Here is a 19844-nt window from a genome sequence, read left to right on the forward strand (position 1 = left end):
GAGCGCGTGATGACAGGACCGGTGTTGTTGCTTGTCTGCCTGCTGTTGATCGGCCTGTCGTTCTGGCAGTTTCAGCATGGCCTGCGCAAAGCCCAGACGGACCGCGTGCTGGAGCGCCTGGGTGACGGCCAGCCGCAGACACAGGAACCGAACAACAAGTGGACCGCTCTTGAGCGCATGTTCCAGCGTGCCGGGCTGGGCAAACCCACTGACCGCCTGGGCCTTTGGCTGAGCGCCTGGGTGATCGGCGCGCTGTTCGGCTGGCTGCTGGCCGACGGTCTGGGGCTGATCGCGATGGTCGTGACGCCGCCCCTGGTACTGCGCTTGTACATCAGTTGGCGTTATCAACGGCGCGTGCAGCGCATGGTCGAGCAACTGCCGCAGTTGCTCGACCACAGTGTACGCAGCCTCAAGTCCGGCAGAACCCTGGCAGATGCAGTACTGGGCGGCGTCGAAGGCGTTGAAGACCCGCTCAAGGACGCCATGGCCCGCGTGCAACGCAATGTGCGCATGGGGGTCAGCCTGCCGGACTCGGTGAGCGACTTTGCCGAGTTCTACGAGCAGGACGAATTCCGCCTGTTCGCCCTCGGCCTGAAGGTCAACCACCGCTACGGCGGCAACGCCAGCGAACTGCTGGAAAACCTCATCAAGATGATTCGCGAGCGCGAACAAGGTGCCCGGCAACTCAAGGCCATGACCGGTGAAACGCGCATGACCGCCTATGTGCTGGGCGGACTGCCCATCCTGATCGTCGGCTACTTCATGATCGTCAACCCTGGCTACTTGATGACCATGTGGAACGACGACACCGGGCGCATCATGCTGTTCGCCGCGCTGGGGATGGACCTGACGGGTACCTTCGTCATGTGGCGCATGTTGAGGAGTGTCTGAGATGGTGCTGCTGGCCTGCGCCCTGTTGTTGCTATCCGCCGCGGTACTGGTGGGAGGCCAGGTGCTTGAACATCGCCGGCGTGATCGACGGGTCGCCGAGCGCTTGCAAGGGCGGAGGGCAAGCGACCACAAACTCGGTAGCTTCATGCGTCAACTGGGGGGAAGCGCCCTGGCCCAGCGCTCGGTCAGCCTGGACAACGAGACTCAGGTTCTCCTCAACCGGATCGGTTGGCGCAAGGCCAGCCAGCGCTCGCTGTTCGCCGCCTTCCAGGTCGGTACGCCAATTGTGCTGCTGGGCCTCACCCTGCTCGGCCAGCAGCTATTGTTTCCGCACGCGGCCCCCGCATGGATTGCGCCGATGTTTGCCGTGGGCATCGGCTACCTGCTGCCCAAACGCGTACTCGCCGCTGCGGCCAAGTATCGCCAGCAGACCATCGCCAAGGAAATTTCAACCTTCATTCCACTGCTGCGCATCCTGTTCGAATCCGGCATGGCGATTGAACAGTCGCTGCGGGTGGTGGGCAACGAAGCTCAACGCCTGCTCCCCGCGTTGACGCATGAACTGCGCCTGATCCTGGCACGGGTCGATTCGGGGCTGGAGCTGGGCGAGGAACTGGGCAAGACCGCACGCGTGCTGGAGGTGGATGAGTTCACCGACACCTGCATCATCCTCCAGCAATTGATCCAGCAGGGCGGCGGCGCGATGAAGTCCCTGCTGGCCCTCAAGCAACTGCTCGACGACCGACGCCTGACCCGTTTGCAGGAATACATCTCGAAGATGTCGGCAAAAATGTCGGTGGTGATGATGGTGTTTCTGTTCCCCGCTTTGTTGATCGTGCTCGGCGGCCCCGCCTTTATCGGCATCGCCCGCGCGTTGAGCCACTTTTGAGGAGACCTTGATGAAAGCACTGATTGCCGGCCTGACGCTGTTGATGCTCGGCGGCTGCGCCACCAACGGCCAATCGCCCTGGGCGGCGCTGGCCTCACCGGGCAGTTGCACCAAGCCGAGCGCGGACCAGGAGCTGGCGCTGAACCTGTCCGACGACCTGGCCAACGAAGGCAAGCTGCACGCCAGCCTGGCCAACCTGCAAAACCTGCCCGAGTCCCTGCCCCAGGTGCGCCAGCGCAAGGCCCGCACTTATCGCCTGCTCGGGCGCAGCGAAGCCGAGCCGCTATACCGCAGCCTGCTCGGCACCTGCATGACGGCCGAAGGCGAGCACGGCCTCGGGCAGTTGGCGGCCGCCAGAGGCGACAACGGCCTGGCCATGACCCACTTGCAACGGGCTGCGCAGCTGGCCCCCACTGACGAAAAGATCCGCAATGACTTGGGCGTGGTCTACCTCAACCAATTACGGGTGGAAGACGCCCGCTTTGAATTCATGACCGCCATCGAACTCAAGCAAGGCGACCCGCTGGCCGCCGTCAACCTGGTCACACTGTTGATTTACCAGAACGACTGGGGGCAAGCGGCCAAGGTCGTCAGCCAGTTGGGCCTGAGCCGCGAGCAGTTCACCGAGGCCCAGGCCCGCGCGGAGAAACTCAAGGCCGCTGGCGTGGCGGCACGCAAAGTCGCGGCAGTCAGCCAGGCCCTGCCGGTGACCCTGAAGTAAGGAGAGCGAGATGACAGCACATTACTTCATTGCACTGGCGCTGCTACCGCTGAGCGCACTGGCCATCGAGCCGGGCCCGTCGTCCCCCTACCAGGCGGAGACGGAAAACTGGATGGCCTTGCAGGTCGATGGGCGCGCGGCTTCCGCCACGCCGCAACGGACCACGCCCGCAGAACGGGAACAGGCCATGCAGCGTTGGCTGGACAGCAACAAGCATCCGATTCCGGAGTTCTTCGAGTCGCAATCCGGCGGGTCTTCCAAGGGTGGGAAGAGTCAGTAACCGTCAGTGCGCCGTCACCCGTTGCCGCAGCACCGAGGTAGCCGGCGACAGGGCCAGTGCCAGCTGGGTACGGTTATGCATATGGGTGAGGCGCAGCACCTGGGACACGTACAGCTTGACGGTGTTCTCGGTGATCCCCAGTTCACAGGCGATCTGGTAGTTGGTCTGGCCCTTGCCCACCAGGCGCGCAACATCGAGCTGGCGCGGCGACAGCTGGTTGAAGATGGTCGGGATTTCGATCGGCCCGGCATCATCGACGACCGGCTCGCCCTCATCCGCCAAGCCGGCGCCAGGGCTGCGCCGCACTTTGTCGAGGTCCTGGTACAAATCGTTGATGGATTCGGAAAGGTATTGCAGCTTCTGGTTCAGGTGCCCCAGGTGCAGCTCCTTTTGCCGCTCCTCCAGCGCCGCTTCCTGGCGTTGCAGGCCTTCGAGCAACTCATCGAGGTTGATCGGCTTCTGGTAGTAATCCGAGATCCCCGCACGCAGGGCCTTGATCACGTCCTGTTTGTCGGCACGCCCGGTGAGCATGATGGCCTCGAACGCGCGCTGCTTGCCCGCGACCTTCTGCATGGCCTGCACCAGCTCGATGCCATCCATGTCCGGCATATGCAGGTCGCACAGCACCAGGCCGATCTCGGGGTCTTCACTGAAGCGCTGCAAGGCGTGTCGACTGGACTCACATGGGACGCAGCGGTAGCCGCTGCCTTCAAGAAATTCGCAGAGTTCTTCCACGATCAACGGCTGATCGTCGACCACGAGCACTTTTACTGCCGAGGTAAGCTTGTTCACGCGCTACTCCATGCCTGGCAAGCAAATGGGCGACCCATCCATTTGGACAAAAAATAACTTACGGATACTTCATAAACGTAGACGTACTTTTCGACTATGTACATAGCGGTAGAGCGGTTGTTCGACTAATGGATCCAAAGCCAGTACAGCACAAATCCTGTCAGGACAAAGGGGGCAAATGGCTGTTTGGTCGACACCTGCGCATCTGCCCTCCCCCGACGCGCCCCAAGCCTTTGACTCACAAGCACCCAGCACGCCTGAAAGAGCGCCGCACCGATCAACGACCACAGCAAACAGTCCAGCGTACTGGCCAGGGCCAGGGCAGCCAGCAGCTTCACATCCCCCGCACCAAAGCGGCCCAGCGCATAGCCGGGCAAGGTCAACAAGAGGGCCAGGGCAAAGGCCCAACCGCCCTCGCTGGCGGGCGCTCCTAGCCAGGTCGTGCCCGTCCACAGCAAGAAGATCAGCGCCAGCAGCGCTGCCCCCAGGGTCAAGCCATTGGCGATCTGCCGCTGACGGATATCCTGCCACGCACAGAGCCCCAGCCAGAGCAGTATCACCACGCCGTGGATCACGTAAAAAACATCCCTTTTCGCTGATTGATTCTATGCTGATATCAAGTAGTAGCCGTCAGGGTAGACGCAGTCATGAAAACAGGCCTGCCTGGAAAGCAAAAAGGTGCGGCGGCGATTGAGTTCGCCCTGGTCTTCACGATCTTTTTTGCCGTGTTCTACGGGTTGATCAGCTATAGCCTGCCGTTGCTGTTGATGCAATCGTTCAACCAGGCCGCGGCGGAGGCCGTACGCCAGGCCCTGTCGGTGGACCCGATAGCCGCTGGCACCGCTTACGGCACGCAGGTGACCGACCGTGCCAAAACCACTGTGATAGAGCAGTTGAAATGGATCCCGAGCAGTTTCCAGTTCTCCCCCAGTTACATCAGCAGCTCCTATAACGGCACCACGCTGACCGTGGCAATCAACTACCCGACTACCAACCTCTATTCCGTGTTCCCGGCGCTGGTGCTGCCGGGGATCGGCACCGTCCCGAGCCTGCCGGCCAACCTGTCCGCCAGTTCGAGTCTGCAGTTTTGACGTCGGGGGACAAACTCTTCGGCCGCCTGCTTGGCCGCGCCAGCGCCCCGCCCCTCGACATGCCGGGTGTGCCCCTGCCAGGCCTGCACGTGCAACTGGATGCTCGAGGCCATGTGCTGGGTATCCGCGGCACCCTGCGCTCACAGCTGGCGACCCACGCCATCGGCGAACGTCGGCCGCCACTGCGTGAGCTGCTGTGCGCCGACAGTGCCCTGGATATCGAAGGCAGCCCTGCCGACTGGCAACACCAGAACCTGGACCTGGACTTCCTGGGCGCAACCGGCCAGGTGCTGCACACCCGCGGCTGGATCGAACCCGACGGTGATGAATGGAGCCTGCGCCTGCAGGACGTGGGTGATTTACTGGCCGGCCGGCAACTGGCCCAGCACCGCGAACAGAACCATCAACTCGCCTGCCAGATGAGCGAGCAGTTGCGGGTGTGCAGCCTGACCCGCCTGCCCGAGGTGTTCAACGAGCACCTGCGCAGCCTGGCCCAGCGCTGGCACATCCCCTGCGTTGCCCTGGCCTTGCTCGATGACGAAGACCGGGGTTGGCGGATCTACAGCCAGTACGCCGCCCACGACGCCCCTGCCTTGTGGCAGGCCGGCCAATACCTGGGCATCAGCCTGGACAGCGTCAATGGCAACGTACCGTTGAGCCTGGCCCGGGAGCGCAGCGATAACCCGCGTCTGCACAGTATTTTCGGCGATGCCGACGGTTTCCTGGTGCCTTACCGTGACAGTCAGGGCGTCGCCGCCTGGTTGCTCTGTGGCCCATACAACGGCCAGCAGCACACCAACGACCGCGACTGGCTGAATCTCACCGCCGCCGTCGCCGCGCCCCTGCTGAGCCGGCTGCGCGAGCAGCGCTATCACCAGCAGCTCGACCGCATGGAGGCGTTGCAGGGCCTGCTCGGCACCGGCTGGTGGGAGCTGCTGCCGGCCACCCACGAAATCCAGTTGGCCCCGCAGTTGCTGCACAGCCTCAGCCTGGAAGACGGTCCGACCCTACAACCTTTGAGCCAATGGCTGGAATTGATTCACCCCGCCGATCGCCAGGCACTCGACAGCCGTCTGCACGACCTGCAGGCCCTGGGCAAACCCTTGCTGACCAGCGTGCGCCTGCAACGCACCGACGCCGAGCACCACCCGCTCTGGTATCGCGTGCAGGGCCAGGTGCTTGGCGTGGGTGACAGCCGCCGCTGGATCGGTTTCATGCTCGACATCAGCGACATCAAGAACCAGCAATTGCAAGCCGCCGCCGCCCATGCACGCCTGGACAACCTGATCGCCAGCTCACCGGCCGTGATCTATGTGCAGCGCTATGTCGACGGCGCCCTGCATCCGGCTTTTTTCAGCGACAGCCTGCTACCGCTGCTGGGCTGGACCTTGGCCGAGTGCAACCACGACAGCCTGGCATCCTTGATCCACCCCGAAGACCGCGACCGGTACTTCGAGCGCAGCCGCCAGTTGCTGCGCGAAGGCAGCGTACGCAGTCGCTACCGCCTGCGCGACAAACAGGGCCACTACCACTGGCTGCTGGACGAGGCCAAGCTGCTGCGCGATGACTTGGGCCTGCCGGTGGAAGCCGTCGGCCTGTGGCTGGATGTCACCGAGGCGACCCTGGCCGCCGAACAGATCAAGCAAAGCGAAGAACGCTATCGCATCCTGGTCGAAGACTCCCCGGCGATGATCTGCCGCTATCGCCCCGACCTGACCCTGACCTTCGGCAACACACCGCTGGCCAATTACCTGGAATGCCCGCCCGCAGAGCTGCCAGGGCTGAACCTGGGCCACTGGATGTCGCAGGAACAGCGCCAGGCGTTTGTGCAGCGTATCGGCCAATTGAGCGCAGAATTCCCGGTCAGCACCGCCGAAATCAGCCTTGAACTGCCGGGGCGCGAGCACGCCTGGTGGGTCTGGTCGGACCGTGGCGTGTTCGATGAACAGGGCACGCTGGTGGAGGTGCAGGCGGTGGGCCGTGACAACACCGAAGTGCGTCGCTCCCAGAACCAACTGACGCAAAGCGCCAAGATGGCCACCCTGGGTGAAATGGCCACCGGTCTGGCCCATGAAATCAACCAGCCGCTGAACGTGATGCGCATGGCCATCGTCAATGTGCTCAAGCGCCTGGGCAACGGCGATGCGCAGATCGACTACCTCACCGAAAAACTCCAACGCATCGACACCCAGGTGCAGCGCGCCACGCGGGTGGTGGACCATATGCGGGTGTTCGGCCGCCGCTCGGAAATCGAACAGCAACCCTTCGACCCGTCACAGGCCGTGGAAGGCACGCTGTCACTGCTCGGCGAGGGCCTGCGCGGCAAGGGCGTTGAGCTGCGGATCACCCCGGCGGACGTCCAGGTCCAGATCAAAGGCTATGTCGATCAGCTTGAACAGGTGTTGATCAATCTGATGGTCAATGCCCGTGACGCGCTGTTGAGCAAACGGGAAAAACACCCCGAATTTCGTCCCTGGATCGCAGTGCATTGCGAACAGGACAGCCGCCATGTGCGGATCTGGGTGGAAGACAACGGCGGCGGGATTGACCCACGGTTGCTGGAGCGGATTTTCGAGCCGTTCTTTACCACCAAGCCGATCGGCGTGGGCACGGGGCTCGGGTTGTCGGTGAGCTACGGCATTGTGGAAAACATGGGCGGACGCTTGAGCGTCGCCAATGGCGAGCATGGCGCGAAGTTTTGTGTGGAGCTGCCGATCAGCTAGATCACCAGATAGGCGCGGCCCATGTGGCAACTGAGGTTGGCGCCGACTTCGGCGTTGCCGAGGTTGACGCCCAGCGCTGCGAGCAACGTATTGACGATAGGGTCGAGGATCGGCGCCAGGACGTTCTGGACCAGGCTGACCACCGAGCTGACGATGGTCGCCAGTGCACCGGTGACTGTACTGTTCGGCGTAGCGGGCGTGCTCCCCGTAGGTGGGACATAGGTGACCTGCAGGCCGTTCAAGGTAGCCCCCAGGCTGTTAACGATATTGGCGGTGCCGGGTGGGCTTTTGTAGATCGTCGCCGCATTGACGTCATTCAGCGGCGAAAACAACACCGTATTGGTTTGCGCCCCCACGGTGGACAACGCCCTCAGGTTCAAGCCACCGCCAACGCCGGCCGTGCGAGGCCCACACACCAGGGTCAGCAGGCAAAAGCGTTGGCCAAAGTCGATCAGCCGCACCGGCTGCACATTGACAGGCGCCGACGATGAAAACGCCGACACCGGGTCAACATAGCCGACGCCCAGGGTAGCGAGTGACGTGGTGGCCTGCACCGTCAACGACTTGGTGGCCGGTGTGGCGCAACTGAAGTCTGTCACGTGGCTCTCCGCGCTGGCCGCCTCGATGTAGATGGATAAGGTCGTGGTGATATCCACATCAGCCACATTGCACCCGACTATGCACACGACACCGGCCACCACATCGAGCAGGTTCAGGTTCAGCAAACCGCCGACCACCTTCGACACAGGCGTCGCCAGCCCGGTCAGTATCGATGAAACCCCCGAGACTACCTTGATGATCGGCGCATCGATGGTGACCAACGTGCGTACCTGGGCAGTTCGTACAAAAATCTGGTCCGTCGGCGGATTATTCAAAAGCCCAGCCTTGGCCTTGGCCGGATTGCCAAACGCAGACAGTTGCGGCGGCTCGATGACTTTGGTCTGGACCGAGACGGTGCCAACCAGAGGAATATTCACCTGCGCTGCCGCACCGACCGCACTTTTGCTACTGGATAGCTGCGCCACGGTCTCCAGCAACTGAAACAGCTGCACACTGGTATTCAAGGCAGCCGCTGGTGTACCGGTAGCGACCTTCAACAGATCGCCCACCTTCAAAAGCTGGGTATTCGGGGCAATCGCTTTCACTGAAATGACATCGTTGATCACCGCCGTGGCGACCGCGCCGTTTTTTTGCAGGACCTTCACCGCTGCGTCGAGCAACTGGCTGGCGGATACGGCGGTGCTCAGCAACGCGTCGTAGTCCCCCGCCTTGACGTTCAATTGAACCGCCAACTGGTCCAGGTAACCGAGCAGGTTCACGTTCGTCGTCAGCAAGCCATTCCAGCCCGCAGCGGTCAGGGACAGGCTGCCGCCCAGCAGATTGCCGATGACCATGTTCAATAGCGGGGAGTTGCCGGAGTTCACAGAGGACAGGCTGCTGCGAATCGTCAGTTGCGCCACCGGCGGTGCATAGGCGGCCACGGCGGTGGCACTCAGCGTCATCTGGGTGGAGACCGGCGCACCACTGAACATGCCCCACAGCCCACTGGCGATGCTGGTGATTACGCTTCGCGTGGCGACCACGCGCACGGCATCGCTTTTGGTGGCGTCGGCAGTGAATACACGGACATTGCCGGCATTGGTGGTCAAGGTGCCGCAGGTGACGGCCAGGCCACGGCTGCTGTCGCCAGCGACCACGGTGAAACCGTTGCGTGTGGCGTTCTGCACGGCGTAGTCATTGGCGGTGGTGGCGGGTGTGCACAGGCCGCCACGGCTGGCGGCTTCCAGCGCGGCGCTGTCGGCGACGGACTGCAGCTTGCGCTTTTCCAGATAGAGACGGCCGCTGTCTACCGCCAGCAGCAGGAACACCATGGCCATCGCCAGGGTAGCCGCCGCCATCAGGCCAATCGCACCACGCTGCCTGTAACCAAGTCGGGGAGACATCAGGCACTCCTTAGCGCTTACTCTCCGTAGATGGTTTTGAGTGTAGACAAGGGCTGGCCCGTTGCCATAAATCGGTTTGGGGGTTTTAGGGTTTTAGGGGGCTGCTTCGCAGCCCAACGCAGGGCAAGCCTGCTCGCCACAGCAAGCCTGCTCGCCACGGCAAGCCTGCTCTCCACAGCAAGCCCGCCTGCCACAGCGAGCCTGCGCCTGCAGAGGTTAGTGAGGGGGGTAGCTGGAGAGGACGCGGGTGACGGTGGTACGGATGGCTTTGTCACGGTCCTGAGGGTTGGGCGAGCTGGCCATCATCTGTTCGTCGCTGCCACGCCAGACCAGTTTGCCGTCCTTGCCATCGAGCAGGTCGATCTGGATGGTCGCCACTTTGTAGGTGATGTTCCGCGTTTCGTTGTACATCGGCGCGCCCCAATAGCCATTCCACGGGCCGCCCCAGGCGCCGCCGTAGTTGGTGGTGACCTGCTGCTGGCGGTCTTCGACGATCAGGTAGGCCTGCACGTTCAGGTCAGCCCTGGTGCCCGGCGCCGCAGGGCGCAGGCCGCGCTGGTCGAGTTGTTCACCGACGGCCTGGCGGATGCGTTGTTCAGTGAGGTCGCTCTTGATGCGCGGGTCATCCGGGCGGTATTGCAGGGCCGGGTCTTTCCAGGCCCAACTTCGGTAGGCACCGAAGTCCCGGCTGGCGTCAAAATCGTGGTTGACTTGGCTGGTCTGGCAACCGCCTAGCAGCACAACAAAAGCGAGCGTAGCGATACGACGAAACATGGTTGTTCTCCAAAGAGCGACCCGCGCCAAAGATGAGAATAGCGGTTAACTGGGAGGATACGCCGTCATTGCCTTCTGCACCGCCTGGCGCAAAGCATCCGCCCGTTCACTGAGGCTTCCCTGGCTGCCAGTCTCTGCGCTGGCGCTCCACACCGGCTGACCGGTGCGGGCATCGAACAGGTTGACGCGCACCACCACGACCTGGACTTCATAAGTGCGCACGATCGGCACCGAGTTGTACATGCCATAACCGTTGCCGTAGCGGTTATAGCCGCCATAACCGTAGCCGTAGTCATCCTGAACTTGCTTGAGACGCTTCTCCAGGCGCACGTCGGCGCTGACGAAAAGGTCCGCCGGGCGGTTGTCATGCAAGGGGCGCAGGCCGCGCTGGTCGAGGGCGCCGCTAACCGCCTCGGCGATCTGCGCCGAATCGGCCCAGGCCGTGCCCGTCGGAAGCTGGCCGTTGCGCCAGGCCCAATTGCGGTAGGCACCGTAATCGCGCACCGGCGCCGGGTAGGCACTGGCATCAAAGGTGTGGGCGGCCTGGGGCGGCGCCGGAGGGATCGGCGCCGACGCGGCAACATAAGGATTGGGGCTTGAACAGGCGCCCAACCCCAGGGACAACAGGATCAAACAGAGACGACGCATTTCGACCTCCGCAGACTGGGCCGCTTAAACCGGACGGCAGATCCAGTGCAAATAACGCCCAAGTCCGGCAAAGCTTGGGTGACGACGGTGAGCGAGTTCCATCTCTACAAGGTCCTGCAAATCCGCACGGGCCTGGAATTCCACCGGCATATAGTCGTGGAACACCCGCACGCCACTTTGGCTTTCGACCTGCCAAAGGCCTTCGAGTTGCGCCGCCAATTCTCGTGGGTCCAGCGGTTGTTGCGGCGTGAGGCTCTGCTTTTCGCCGGCCATGTCATTCTTGCGCATTTTGCGGAAGTGGCCTTTGAGCAGGTTGCGATAGATCAGCGCATCACGGTTGTAGAACGCCAGGGATAGCCACCCACCCGGCGCCGCGAGTTGGTGCAGTACCGGCAGGATTGCATGGGGTTCGGCCAGCCATTCCAGCACGGCATGGCACAGCACCAGGTCGTAGGGTTCGGTGAGCTGGCCGAGCAGGTCTTGCCAGGGCGCATGGATAAACGTCGCGGTCTGCCCCGCCTCGGCGAAACGTTGACGGGCGCCTTCGAGCATCGGTTCGGCGGGTTCGGCCAGGGTCACCTGATGCCCTTGCTCAGCCAGCCACAACGACATATGGCCCAGGCCCGCGCCAATATCCAGCACACGCAGCGGGCGCCTTGGCAGGGCTTCGGTGAGGTCGGCCTGGAGCACCGCCAGGCGGATCGCGCCTTTGGCACCGCCGTAGATTTTCTCGGCGAAGCGCGTGGCCAACTGGTCGAAATGACGGTCACTCATGGGCAAACCGCCGTTCGCTGTCGGCCAATTTGGCGCGCACCACTTCGTTCATGTCCAGGCCCAGCTCACTGCACAGCAACAGCAGGTACAGCACGATATCGCCGACTTCCTGCCCGGCATGGGCGAGTGTGTCGGCCGGCAGCTGGCGCGACTGGTCTTCGGTCAGCCATTGGAAGATCTCCACCAGCTCGGCCATTTCCACGCTGGCGGCCATGGCCAGGTTTTTGGGGCTGTGGAACTGCTTCCAGTCGTTGGTATCGCGGATGCGGTGCAGGCGTTCGGTGAGGTGTTCGAGGTTCATGTGGCAGGCTCCTGAAGGTGGATAGCTTCGGGGGGAATGGCCTTCAAGGCAAGTGAACCTTTGGGCCGTCACCGGAGCAAGCCCCCTCCCACCTTTGATAGGCCAACACATCCCAGTGTGGCAGGGGGCTTGCCCTCGATAGCGATCTAATCAACGACGCTGAACTCGACGCGCGCGGTCTGCCCGGCTTCGTCGAGGACACTGAGTTGATAGCGCCCCAGTTGCTCGAAACTGGCATTGATAAAGTCCTGGTTGGCACTGTCGCCCAGGGGCGCGCCGTTAAGGAACCACCAACGCCGGCCGCTGCCGCCCAACGCAGAGAGTTTGAGGCGCAGCGCCTGTTGGCTGGCGGCGGGCAGGCGCAGTTGGTCACCTTCACGCACGCCAACGATGGATAAAGGTGAAGAGGCGGCCAGCGCCGGTGGCGGGCAATCGGGGTCGGCCGCGGGAATGCGCGCTTCGCGGCGTTCGGCCCTGGGCAGCCAAGGCTCCAGGGGCGCGGGCCACAGGGCGATGCTCCTGGGCTCGGCACCGGGGCAACGGGCGTCCACCCGCAAGCCCTTGGCATTGACCCACACACTTTCCATCAAACCCACACTCAACGGTTGGTCCAACGCCTGCAAAGTGGGTGGCGTGGTGTTGTCCAGGGTCCAGGCAAAGCGCTGGCGGCGGCAGTTGGGATCGCTGCGGTTCATCGGCTGGCCCAGCGGCCAACAGATCGCGGCCACACCGACATTCGCCGGCACCGGCTTGACCGGTGCAGTGATACCGCGCTGGCTGTCGCGGTTGGTCAGCACATCGTGCACCTGCAACATCAGCGGTGCGGCCGAAGCCAGGCCGAACTGGCCCGGCACCGGCGTACCATCCGGGCGGCCGATCCACACGCCGATCAGGTAACGCGGCCCCACACCGATCGCCCAGGCATCGCGAAAGCCGTAGCTGGTGCCGGTCTTCCAGGCCAGCACCGGGCGCTGCACCAACTCGGCACGCGGGTCGCGGTCGGGTCGCGCCTGGCCGCTGAGGATGCGCCGCACAATCCAGGCGGACCCTGGCGACAATAATGGCCGTTCCCTGAGCGTATCGTCCGGCTGCAAGCGAAGGGTGGCGCTTTTGCCGTCCCGGGCGAAGACGCTGTAACCACTCACCAGGTCTTCCAGGCGGCTGCCCGCCCCCCCCAGGATCAGCGCCAGGTTCGGCTCGGCCAATGCCGGTAATGCCAGCGGCACGCCGCCGATGCGCATTTCGGCGGCGAACCGCTTCGGCCCATAGGCTTCCAGCAACTGTACCGCCGGGAGGTTGAGCGAGCTGGACAGCGCCGTACTCGCTGGCACTGCGCCGGTGAAGCCCATGGAGAAGTTGCCCGGTCGGTAATCGCCATATCGTCGGGGCACGTCCTGCAGCAGTGATTCGGAGTGGATCAGCCCATCGTCCAACGCCATGCCGTACAAAAACGGCTTTAACGTGGAGCCCGGCGAACGCAGGGCACTGATCATGTCCACATGGCCGAAGCGCTTGGCGTCGTTGATATCCACCGAACCGAGGTAGGCCCGCACGGCCATGGTTTCCTCCTCCACCACCAGGATCGCGGCGGAGGTGTGCTCCGGCAAACGCGCGCGCCAGCCCAACAGCAGGTCTTCGAGGCGACGTTGCAGGGTGGCGTCCAGGGTGGTGCGGATCAGCGACGGGCTGTCGGGGCGGTTCAGGCGCCGTGCGAGCAAGGGCGCCAGGCTCGGTTCCAGGCGCGGCGCGAGCAACAGCGGTTCTTCCAGGGCCTCATCGACGGCGGCTTGCGGCCACACCTGGAATTCGGCGAGGCGGCGCAGCACTTTGTCGCGGGCGTCCTGGGCGCGTTGGGGGTGGCGGTCCGGACGCAAGCGGCTGGGCGCCTGGGGCAGCACGGCGAGCAAGGCGGCTTCGGCGCGGGTCAGCTGTGACGGCGACTTGCCCAAGTACGCCCAACTGGCGGCGGCCACGCCCTGCAACGTACCGCCAAACGGGGCGCGATTCAGGTAGAGGTTGAGGATTTCTTCCTTGGACAGGTGCCATTCCAGCTGTGCCGTGCGCCACAACTGACGCAATTTGCCGTGAAAAGTGCGCGAATGCGGATCCAGCAAGCGCGCCACCTGCATCGACAAGGTGCTGCCGCCAGACACCACCCGCGCGCCGGTCAGGTTCTGCCAGGTCGCCCGCACCAGCGCCAGCGGATTCACGCCGGGGTGCTGGTAGAACCAACGGTCCTCATAGGTGAGCAGCGCATCCAGGTAATACGGCGACACCTCGCGGGTCTGTACGGGGTAGCGCCACACACCGTTGGCATCGGCAAACCGCCACAACGGCGTGCCATCCTCGGCCAGCACCACCCGCGCCAGGTCATCCTTGGGCAAGGGCAACGGCCAGATGCGGTCGGCCATCCAGAGCAGGGCGATCACCAACAAAAGGCTGGCCAGGGTCCAGCGGGCAACTAAACGCAAACTCAAACGGGCAAACCTCTATGCTGGTAGGGAACTAGCCTGTTGCAATAACAACCAAAGGCACAGATACGCCCACCTTCTCATCAGGACACACACATGCAGGTAGAAAGCTTTTTCGAATGGTTGGGCCAGGCGCTCGGTTCGGTCATCCGTTTTATCGTCGACGGGCTCAGCGGCCTGTTTGGTGCGCTGACCCATGCCGGTGGCAACTTCATCGATGGCCTGTCCCGCACCTTGGGCATGGATACCTCGATCATCAGCATCCTCACCCTGATCATCGGCCTGATGCTGCTGTACTCGGCGGTGCGCGCCTTCATGCGGGCGTCGATCATCATGGGGATTATCTGGTTGCTGCTGGGCCTGTGGCTCTTGAGCTGGGTGGTCCACTAACCCCAGAACAGCGCAAATCCCCGGTGGGAGGGGGCTTGCCCCCTCCCAAATTGAGGCCATCTTTCACAATTGCGGTCTCAGCGCCCCTTGATCACCAGATCGGCCGGCGTCTCCCCCACCGCCTGCCAGTTCGGCCGGTACATCGACTCCACCTGCGGCGGCGGCACACGATAAGTCCCGGGCGTCACCGCCCGCGCCAGGTACAGCAGGTGCGTGGTGCCGGAACCGTCCAGGTTGATCGCTGCCACATAGCGGTCGTCACGGAACTCCTGGTGCTTGAGCGAGGCGTTCTGCATCGACTCACGCCATTCCTTCACCTGGCTGCTGGCGTTTTCCAGGCTGGCGGCGCTTTGCGCCAGGTTCTGGTTTTCCAGTTCCAGGCCGGCCGGCAGCAAATCTACCACCAGGGCATCCGGCACACGCTGCTTGGCGCTGACCGCCAGGTGCACCAGGACCAGCTCACCGCTGTTGAGGTTGCGCAGGTTCAGCGGCTGGCCGTTCATGCCCAGGTATTCGCGGCGGATGCTCAGGTTGTCGCCGCCGGCAGCCGGGGGCACCTGTGGATAACCCGAGATCGTCAATTGCTGGTACACCGGCGTCTCGCCCTGATTGCTCAAGGTCAGATCGCTGGACAGCAGCTTGCCTTCCAGCTCCAGCGTCGATTGCTGATTGTTCAACTCCTGCACGCCGCCACTGCCAGTGAGCGACACCTGCCAGTTCGCATCCGGCCTGGCAAACCCGAGGCGCCCCGCCAGGAACAGCGAGTTGCGCTCCTGGGTCGACAGATACGGACTGGCCGCCAGTTGATCCGACAGCGTAAACAAACGCTCCTCACGCTTGCCCTTGGCCAGGTCGTTCTCTTCAAGCAGGGCCAGGATCATTGCCTGGTCGCGCAGCGGGCTGCCGTAGTCGGCCAGCCACTCATTGGCGTTACGCTGCGCCGCCAGCCCAGCGAGCAAGGCCTGGTCCGCACGCGGCTGGTCGCCCATCTTCTGCAGCGCGATAGCCAACTGCACCAGCGGCAAACCGGAGCGCGCATCGCTGCGTCGATCGAAAATACTGCGCAGCGCCCCCAATGGCGCCTGCTGACTACGCGCCAGCACCATGCCAGCGTAGGCCTGTACGGCAAAGCGCGTATGGTCGGCGTTATCGCTGTAGTCGACGTCGATCAGGTTGCGTTCCTGCACGTAGCGCAGCAGGCGCTCGCTGGCTTTCTTCAACGCTTCAGGCGGCACGGCAAAACCCTGGTCGCGGGCACGCAGCAGGAAGTCGGTGACGTAGGCCGTCAGCCAGTATTCTTCTTCGCCATCGGCGCCCCACAACCCGAAGCTGCCGTTGTAGCGCTGCATGCCCAGCAGGCGCTCGATGCCCAACTCGATCTTGCGTTTACGCTCACTGTCCGACTCACCCTTGATCGACAGGCGCTTGAGCAGCGCATCGTCGGCATACAGCGACGGGTACAGGCCGCTCGCGGTCTGTTCCAGGCAACCATAGGGGTAGGCCTTGAGTGCGCTGATCTGAGCACCGAGATTCAGCGGCGGCCGGCTCGACAGGCTCAACAGCGCCTGGCGCCCCGATGAATCGAACTGATCGAGCGTGCCCGCCGGCAGGCTCCACGGCTGATCCTTGAGCACCGCGCGGTAATGCTTGAGCAGTGCCGGGTACGCCGGGCGCACGCCCAATGTCCATTCGCGAGTGAACGGCGGCAGGTTTTCACCCGGCAAGTCCAGCCCGTTCACGGTGACCTTGACCTTGCCCTGCCCCAAACCACCCCAGGCCTTCACCGGGATGCGCAGGGTGGTGCGCTGGCCTTGTTTCAACTCGACGGTCTGCGCGCCGGCGTTGACCAACTCCAACTGCCCTTCGGCGCTCAGTTGCACATCCAGCTTCTGGGCCTTGCCCGACAGGTTGGACAGGTCCAGCGCCAAAGTGGTCTGGTCACCACCGGCCAGGAAACGCGGCGCCGACAGCTCCGCAATCAAAGGCGCGGCGATCACCGTCTTGGCTTCGGCCATGCCGTAGCGGTCGTCTGTCCAGGCCTGGGCCATCAGGCGCAGTTCGCCGTTGAAGTCCGGGATATTGACGCTGACTTCGCCCTCGCCCTGCTCGTTCAGGGTCACCGGCGCACTTTGCAGGGCGACGATGGTCACGCTGGTGTCCGGGCGCTTGCCGCCCTTGGCCAGCGCGGCGTCACCGCCGAATGCCAGGCTGGCCAAGCGCCCCTGCCCGGCTTCGATCAACTGGCCGTAGATGTCGAACTGGTCCACGCCATAAGCCTTGCGACCGAACAGGCTGGAGTAAGGGTCCGGCGTCGGGTATTCGGTAATGTTCAAGATGCCCACGTCCACCGCTGCCACCAGCACGTGCACCTGTTTCGGCACGCTGCCATCGGCGTTTTTCGCAGCGACTTTCACCGTCAGCGGCTGTTTGGGACGCATTTTTTCCGGCGCGGCCAGGGTCACGCCGAGTTTGCGCTGGGTGCGATCCAACGGCAGGTGCAGCAGGCCCACGGCACGTTTGGGCGTGATGTTGGCTTTGCGCTCGCCAGGGCGAATCACCAGGGCACTGACGTACAGGTCATGGCGCGACCACTTCGGGTCGAGCTTCACGGCGAAGCTTTTACCCTCGGCCGGTACATCGATTTCCTGCCACCACAGCGGCCCTTCGGCGGACTCCACCAGCAGGTAGCCTTTGCCGGCAGCGGGCGGGGTGACGGTGACGTTGGCGGTATCGCCGTCGCCATAGGCCGGTTTGTCCAGCGCCAGCTTGACCTGGTCGGGGCGTACGGCGCCGCCTTCGGTGTTGTCCTGGGCCTGGTAGCCGGCCCAGAAGCGCAAGCTGCTGACCAGGCCGGTCTGCGGGTCTTCCACTTCGACGCGGTACGGGCCCCACTCCACCTGGAAGCTGACCTTGGCCGTATCGCCGGCCTTGATGTTCAGGGTCTGCTCGTCGAGGTTGAGGAATTTCTCGTTGAAGTGGTAGCTCCAGCCGTCGTTCTCGGAGTAGTTCCAGTAGTAGTCACGGCGCTCGCGTACCAGGCGCACCTTGAGGTTCTGCGCGGCGAGCTTCTGCCCGTCCTGGTTGGCCAGCAGCACTTCGAATTCCGCCGGGCCATCGCCATTGGTTTCCTTGCCGTCAAACAAGCCGCGCAGGCCCGGCAGTTGCTCGGCCGGCCAGATCGGCTGTACCAGGCGCCGAGTGATCGGCCGCCCGCCCGACTCGTGCAGGCTGGCTTGCACGATCAGTTGCAGCGGCGACTTGGCCTCGGCCCACTTGCTTTCCAGGGTCAACGCTTCCTGGCCCTTGGCATCGAGCACGCTTTCGTCCAGTTCGAAATCCTGGCTCAGCTCTTCTTCGGTGACAGAGCCGAACTGATAGCCCGGCAGCGACTTGACCGCTTCGCGCAACGGCCGCACATAAACCTGCCCGCTGACCCGGTTGCCCGATGCCGGCGCACCGTAGAGATAGCGCCCGGTGACTTGAATCACCGGGTTATCCGCCGGGCTCAATGCGGTATCGCTGCCCTTGAGTTCCAGCGCCAGGCGCTCGGGCAGGAAGTCTTCGACGAGAAATTCATACAGCTGCGGCTTGCCGTCGCCCAGGTCGAACACCAGCTGCCAGCGCCCGGTTGGCGCTTCGCCAGCCAATTGCAGTTGATATTGATAGAGACCGGAGGCGTCGGCATCCCACACGAATTTGCGGCTCACCTGCTCATCCGGGCGACGCACTTCGACGCTCACCGGTTGCGGTTTGACGGCATTGCCATCCTTGTCGCGCAGCAGGGCGTTGAGCAGCACGGTTTCGCCGGGGCGATACAGGTCACGCGGGCCAAAGACGAAAAACTGCAAGGGGTGGGACGGTTGCCCGCCGATATCGAACTCGGCCAGGTCCAATGCGGCACTGTCCAGGCGCAGCATGCTGGTCTGCTCGCCCTGCTTGGCCAGCAACACCTGGGCCTTTTTCGGCAACGGCAACTCGGCGTGGCCGCCCTTCTCGGTCTTGCCCTGACCGACCACACGACCCTCGGCGTCGAGCACCTCGAGGTCGACACCGTCCAGCGCCTTGCCGCCATCCAACGCCTGGGTGAACACATCCAGGCGATTGGCATAGCGGTGCACCGACAGGCCGATATCGCTCAAGGTGAACAACGTGGCCGGTTGGGAATAGTTGTAGGTGCCGGAGGCACGCATTACCGCCAGGTACACGCCCGGCTGCTGCAGTTGCTTGAGGCCGGCGATCGGCAGCAACAGGGTTTCGCGGGTGTTGCGCGCCGGGTTCAGGTCGAAACGGCCGCCGTAGACCAGGTCGGCCAGTGGCAGCAGTTCGCGGGACTCATAGCTCTGCAGGCTGGTGTTGCGCCCCCACTGCGCGAGAAAAGTCGGCAGGGATTCGGGCTTGATGCGGAAGAATTCGACGTCGATCTTGTCGACGTTCAGCGCGATCACCGGCAACCCTTCAGCCAGACGCGTCGGCAGCAAGGTGCCACGGCTGGCGAAGCCGACGGTGGCTTGCAGGTCGCGGGTTTCCAGGCGGGCGCTGTACTCGGCGGCGAGTGTATTGCCGTTGACCGCCTTCACCCCGGCATCCACCGTGAGCACCAGTTTGCGCTGTGGCTCCAGGTGACGCAGGCGCAATTCCATGAGGTTGTCGGAGATTTCCCAGGCGCCATCGACCTTGCCGGACTTGCTGTCCACCAGGTGGAGTTTGTCGGCGAACTTCTGATCGGGATCCAGCGGAATGGAAAAGCTCACGGACAGGGTGCTGGCCCCATCGAGCTGCACTTCGGACACATCCACCACACTCAACTCACGGCCGGCATAACGCTGCTTCAGCGCCGCCACGTCCACCGCCGCCTTGGCCGGTTTGGGTGCAACCGTCGCCGCTGCTGGAGCGGTCGGGGCAGCCGGTTTATCGGAGGAATCGCAGGCGCTCAGCAGGGCCAGCGCACAAGCAAGGAACAGTCCTTTGTTAAGCATGGGGCACTCGTTGTGAGAGGGGTCCGAGGGGTGAACTATATATCAGCCCGCAGCGGGCCGATGTGGTGCTGGTCACATTGACCGACGGAGGGTGGTTTGGTTCTTGAAGGAACGCGAACGGAGCCAAATCCCACAAACGCTGGAGATCCAAATGTGAGAGGGGGCTTGCCCCCGATGGCA

General features: G+C 63.5%; 16 protein-coding genes. 7 read left to right on the forward strand and 9 right to left on the reverse strand.

Features of this window, described 5'->3' with window-relative positions; all coding sequences use genetic code 11:
* Window positions 1-9 precede the first annotated feature (9 nt).
* From BFN10_RS22815 to BFN10_RS22830, 4 genes are read left to right on the forward strand one after another with little or no spacing between them, the layout of a single operon-like run.
* A complete protein-coding gene (locus BFN10_RS22815; protein ID WP_071491578.1) occupies window positions 10-891 on the forward strand; it encodes a type II secretion system F family protein in 882 nt (293 codons plus the stop codon).
* A 1-nt stretch (window position 892) separates the two neighbouring features.
* The gene (locus BFN10_RS22820; RefSeq protein ID WP_071491579.1) at window positions 893-1780 is read left to right on the forward strand and encodes a type II secretion system F family protein; all 888 of its coding nucleotides are present in this window, start codon (window positions 893-895) and stop codon (window positions 1778-1780) included.
* Window positions 1781-1790: 10 nt separating this feature from the next.
* Entirely contained in the window at window positions 1791-2501 is a 711-nt protein-coding gene (locus tag BFN10_RS22825; RefSeq protein WP_071491580.1) for a tetratricopeptide repeat protein, read from the forward strand.
* Between the two features lie 10 nt (window positions 2502-2511).
* Window positions 2512-2781, forward strand: coding sequence for a DUF3613 domain-containing protein (locus BFN10_RS22830; RefSeq protein ID WP_071491581.1), 270 nt, complete (start codon window positions 2512-2514; stop codon window positions 2779-2781).
* Between the two features lie 3 nt (window positions 2782-2784).
* On the opposite strand, the gene BFN10_RS22835 is transcribed toward BFN10_RS22830, so the two are convergent.
* Window positions 2785-3573: a response regulator transcription factor gene (locus BFN10_RS22835; RefSeq protein WP_071491582.1), complete on the reverse strand. Its 789-nt coding sequence runs from the start codon at window positions 3571-3573 to the stop codon at window positions 2785-2787.
* 125 nt (window positions 3574-3698) lie between these two features.
* Window positions 3699-4148, reverse strand: a complete 450-nt coding sequence (locus BFN10_RS22840; protein ID WP_071491583.1) for a prepilin peptidase — start codon at window positions 4146-4148, stop codon at window positions 3699-3701.
* A 72-nt stretch (window positions 4149-4220) separates the two neighbouring features.
* On the opposite strand from BFN10_RS22840, the gene BFN10_RS22845 reads away from it, so the two are divergent.
* Both BFN10_RS22845 and BFN10_RS22850 read left to right on the forward strand, forming a co-directional pair.
* Window positions 4221-4664 (forward strand): TadE/TadG family type IV pilus assembly protein, encoded by a 444-nt coding sequence (locus BFN10_RS22845; RefSeq protein WP_071491584.1) that lies wholly within the window; start codon window positions 4221-4223, stop codon window positions 4662-4664.
* Window positions 4661-7387, forward strand: a complete 2727-nt coding sequence (locus tag BFN10_RS22850; protein WP_071491585.1) for a PAS domain-containing sensor histidine kinase — start codon at window positions 4661-4663, stop codon at window positions 7385-7387. The genes BFN10_RS22845 and BFN10_RS22850 overlap by 4 nt, the downstream gene beginning before the upstream one ends.
* On the opposite strand, the gene BFN10_RS22855 is transcribed toward BFN10_RS22850, so the two are convergent.
* The 6 genes from BFN10_RS22855 to pbpC all read right to left on the reverse strand — a co-directional run bounded on the left by BFN10_RS22855 (window position 7384) and on the right by pbpC (window position 14304).
* Complete coding sequence (locus BFN10_RS22855; protein ID WP_071491586.1) at window positions 7384-9330, reverse strand: pilus assembly protein TadG-related protein; 1947 nt, start codon at window positions 9328-9330, stop codon at window positions 7384-7386. The two genes, BFN10_RS22850 and BFN10_RS22855, sit on opposite strands and share 4 nt — an antisense overlap.
* A gap of 216 nt (window positions 9331-9546) precedes the next feature.
* Window positions 9547-10104, reverse strand: a complete 558-nt coding sequence (locus BFN10_RS22860) for a DUF4136 domain-containing protein (RefSeq protein ID WP_071491587.1) — start codon at window positions 10102-10104, stop codon at window positions 9547-9549.
* A 45-nt stretch (window positions 10105-10149) separates the two neighbouring features.
* Complete coding sequence (locus tag BFN10_RS22865) at window positions 10150-10752, reverse strand: DUF4136 domain-containing protein (RefSeq protein ID WP_071491588.1); 603 nt, start codon at window positions 10750-10752, stop codon at window positions 10150-10152.
* Window positions 10753-10776: 24 nt separating this feature from the next.
* Window positions 10777-11526: a methyltransferase gene (locus tag BFN10_RS22870; RefSeq protein ID WP_071491589.1), complete on the reverse strand. Its 750-nt coding sequence runs from the start codon at window positions 11524-11526 to the stop codon at window positions 10777-10779.
* Window positions 11519-11827 carry a MazG-like family protein gene (locus tag BFN10_RS22875; protein ID WP_016972502.1) on the reverse strand — a complete coding sequence of 103 codons (309 nt, stop codon included), beginning with the start codon at window positions 11825-11827 and terminating at the stop codon, window positions 11519-11521. The genes BFN10_RS22870 and BFN10_RS22875 overlap by 8 nt, the downstream gene beginning before the upstream one ends.
* A 146-nt stretch (window positions 11828-11973) precedes the next feature.
* Window positions 11974-14304: a peptidoglycan glycosyltransferase PbpC gene (gene pbpC, locus BFN10_RS22880; RefSeq protein ID WP_083351533.1), complete on the reverse strand. Its 2331-nt coding sequence runs from the start codon at window positions 14302-14304 to the stop codon at window positions 11974-11976.
* 90 nt (window positions 14305-14394) lie between these two features.
* Here pbpC and BFN10_RS22885 point away from each other — a divergent pair, with 90 nt between their 5' ends.
* Window positions 14395-14688 carry a hypothetical protein gene (locus tag BFN10_RS22885; RefSeq protein WP_071491590.1) on the forward strand — a complete coding sequence of 98 codons (294 nt, stop codon included), beginning with the start codon at window positions 14395-14397 and terminating at the stop codon, window positions 14686-14688.
* A 77-nt stretch (window positions 14689-14765) separates the two neighbouring features.
* Here the strand turns inward: BFN10_RS22885 and BFN10_RS22890 are convergent, their stop codons facing one another.
* On the reverse strand, window positions 14766-19664 hold the full coding sequence (locus BFN10_RS22890) for an alpha-2-macroglobulin family protein (protein ID WP_071491591.1): 4899 nt from the start codon (window positions 19662-19664) through the stop codon (window positions 14766-14768).
* Between the last annotated feature and the right edge of the window lie 180 nt (window positions 19665-19844).

The organism is Pseudomonas extremorientalis (assembly GCF_001870465.1).
Classification (GTDB): domain Bacteria; phylum Pseudomonadota; class Gammaproteobacteria; order Pseudomonadales; family Pseudomonadaceae; genus Aquipseudomonas; species Aquipseudomonas extremorientalis.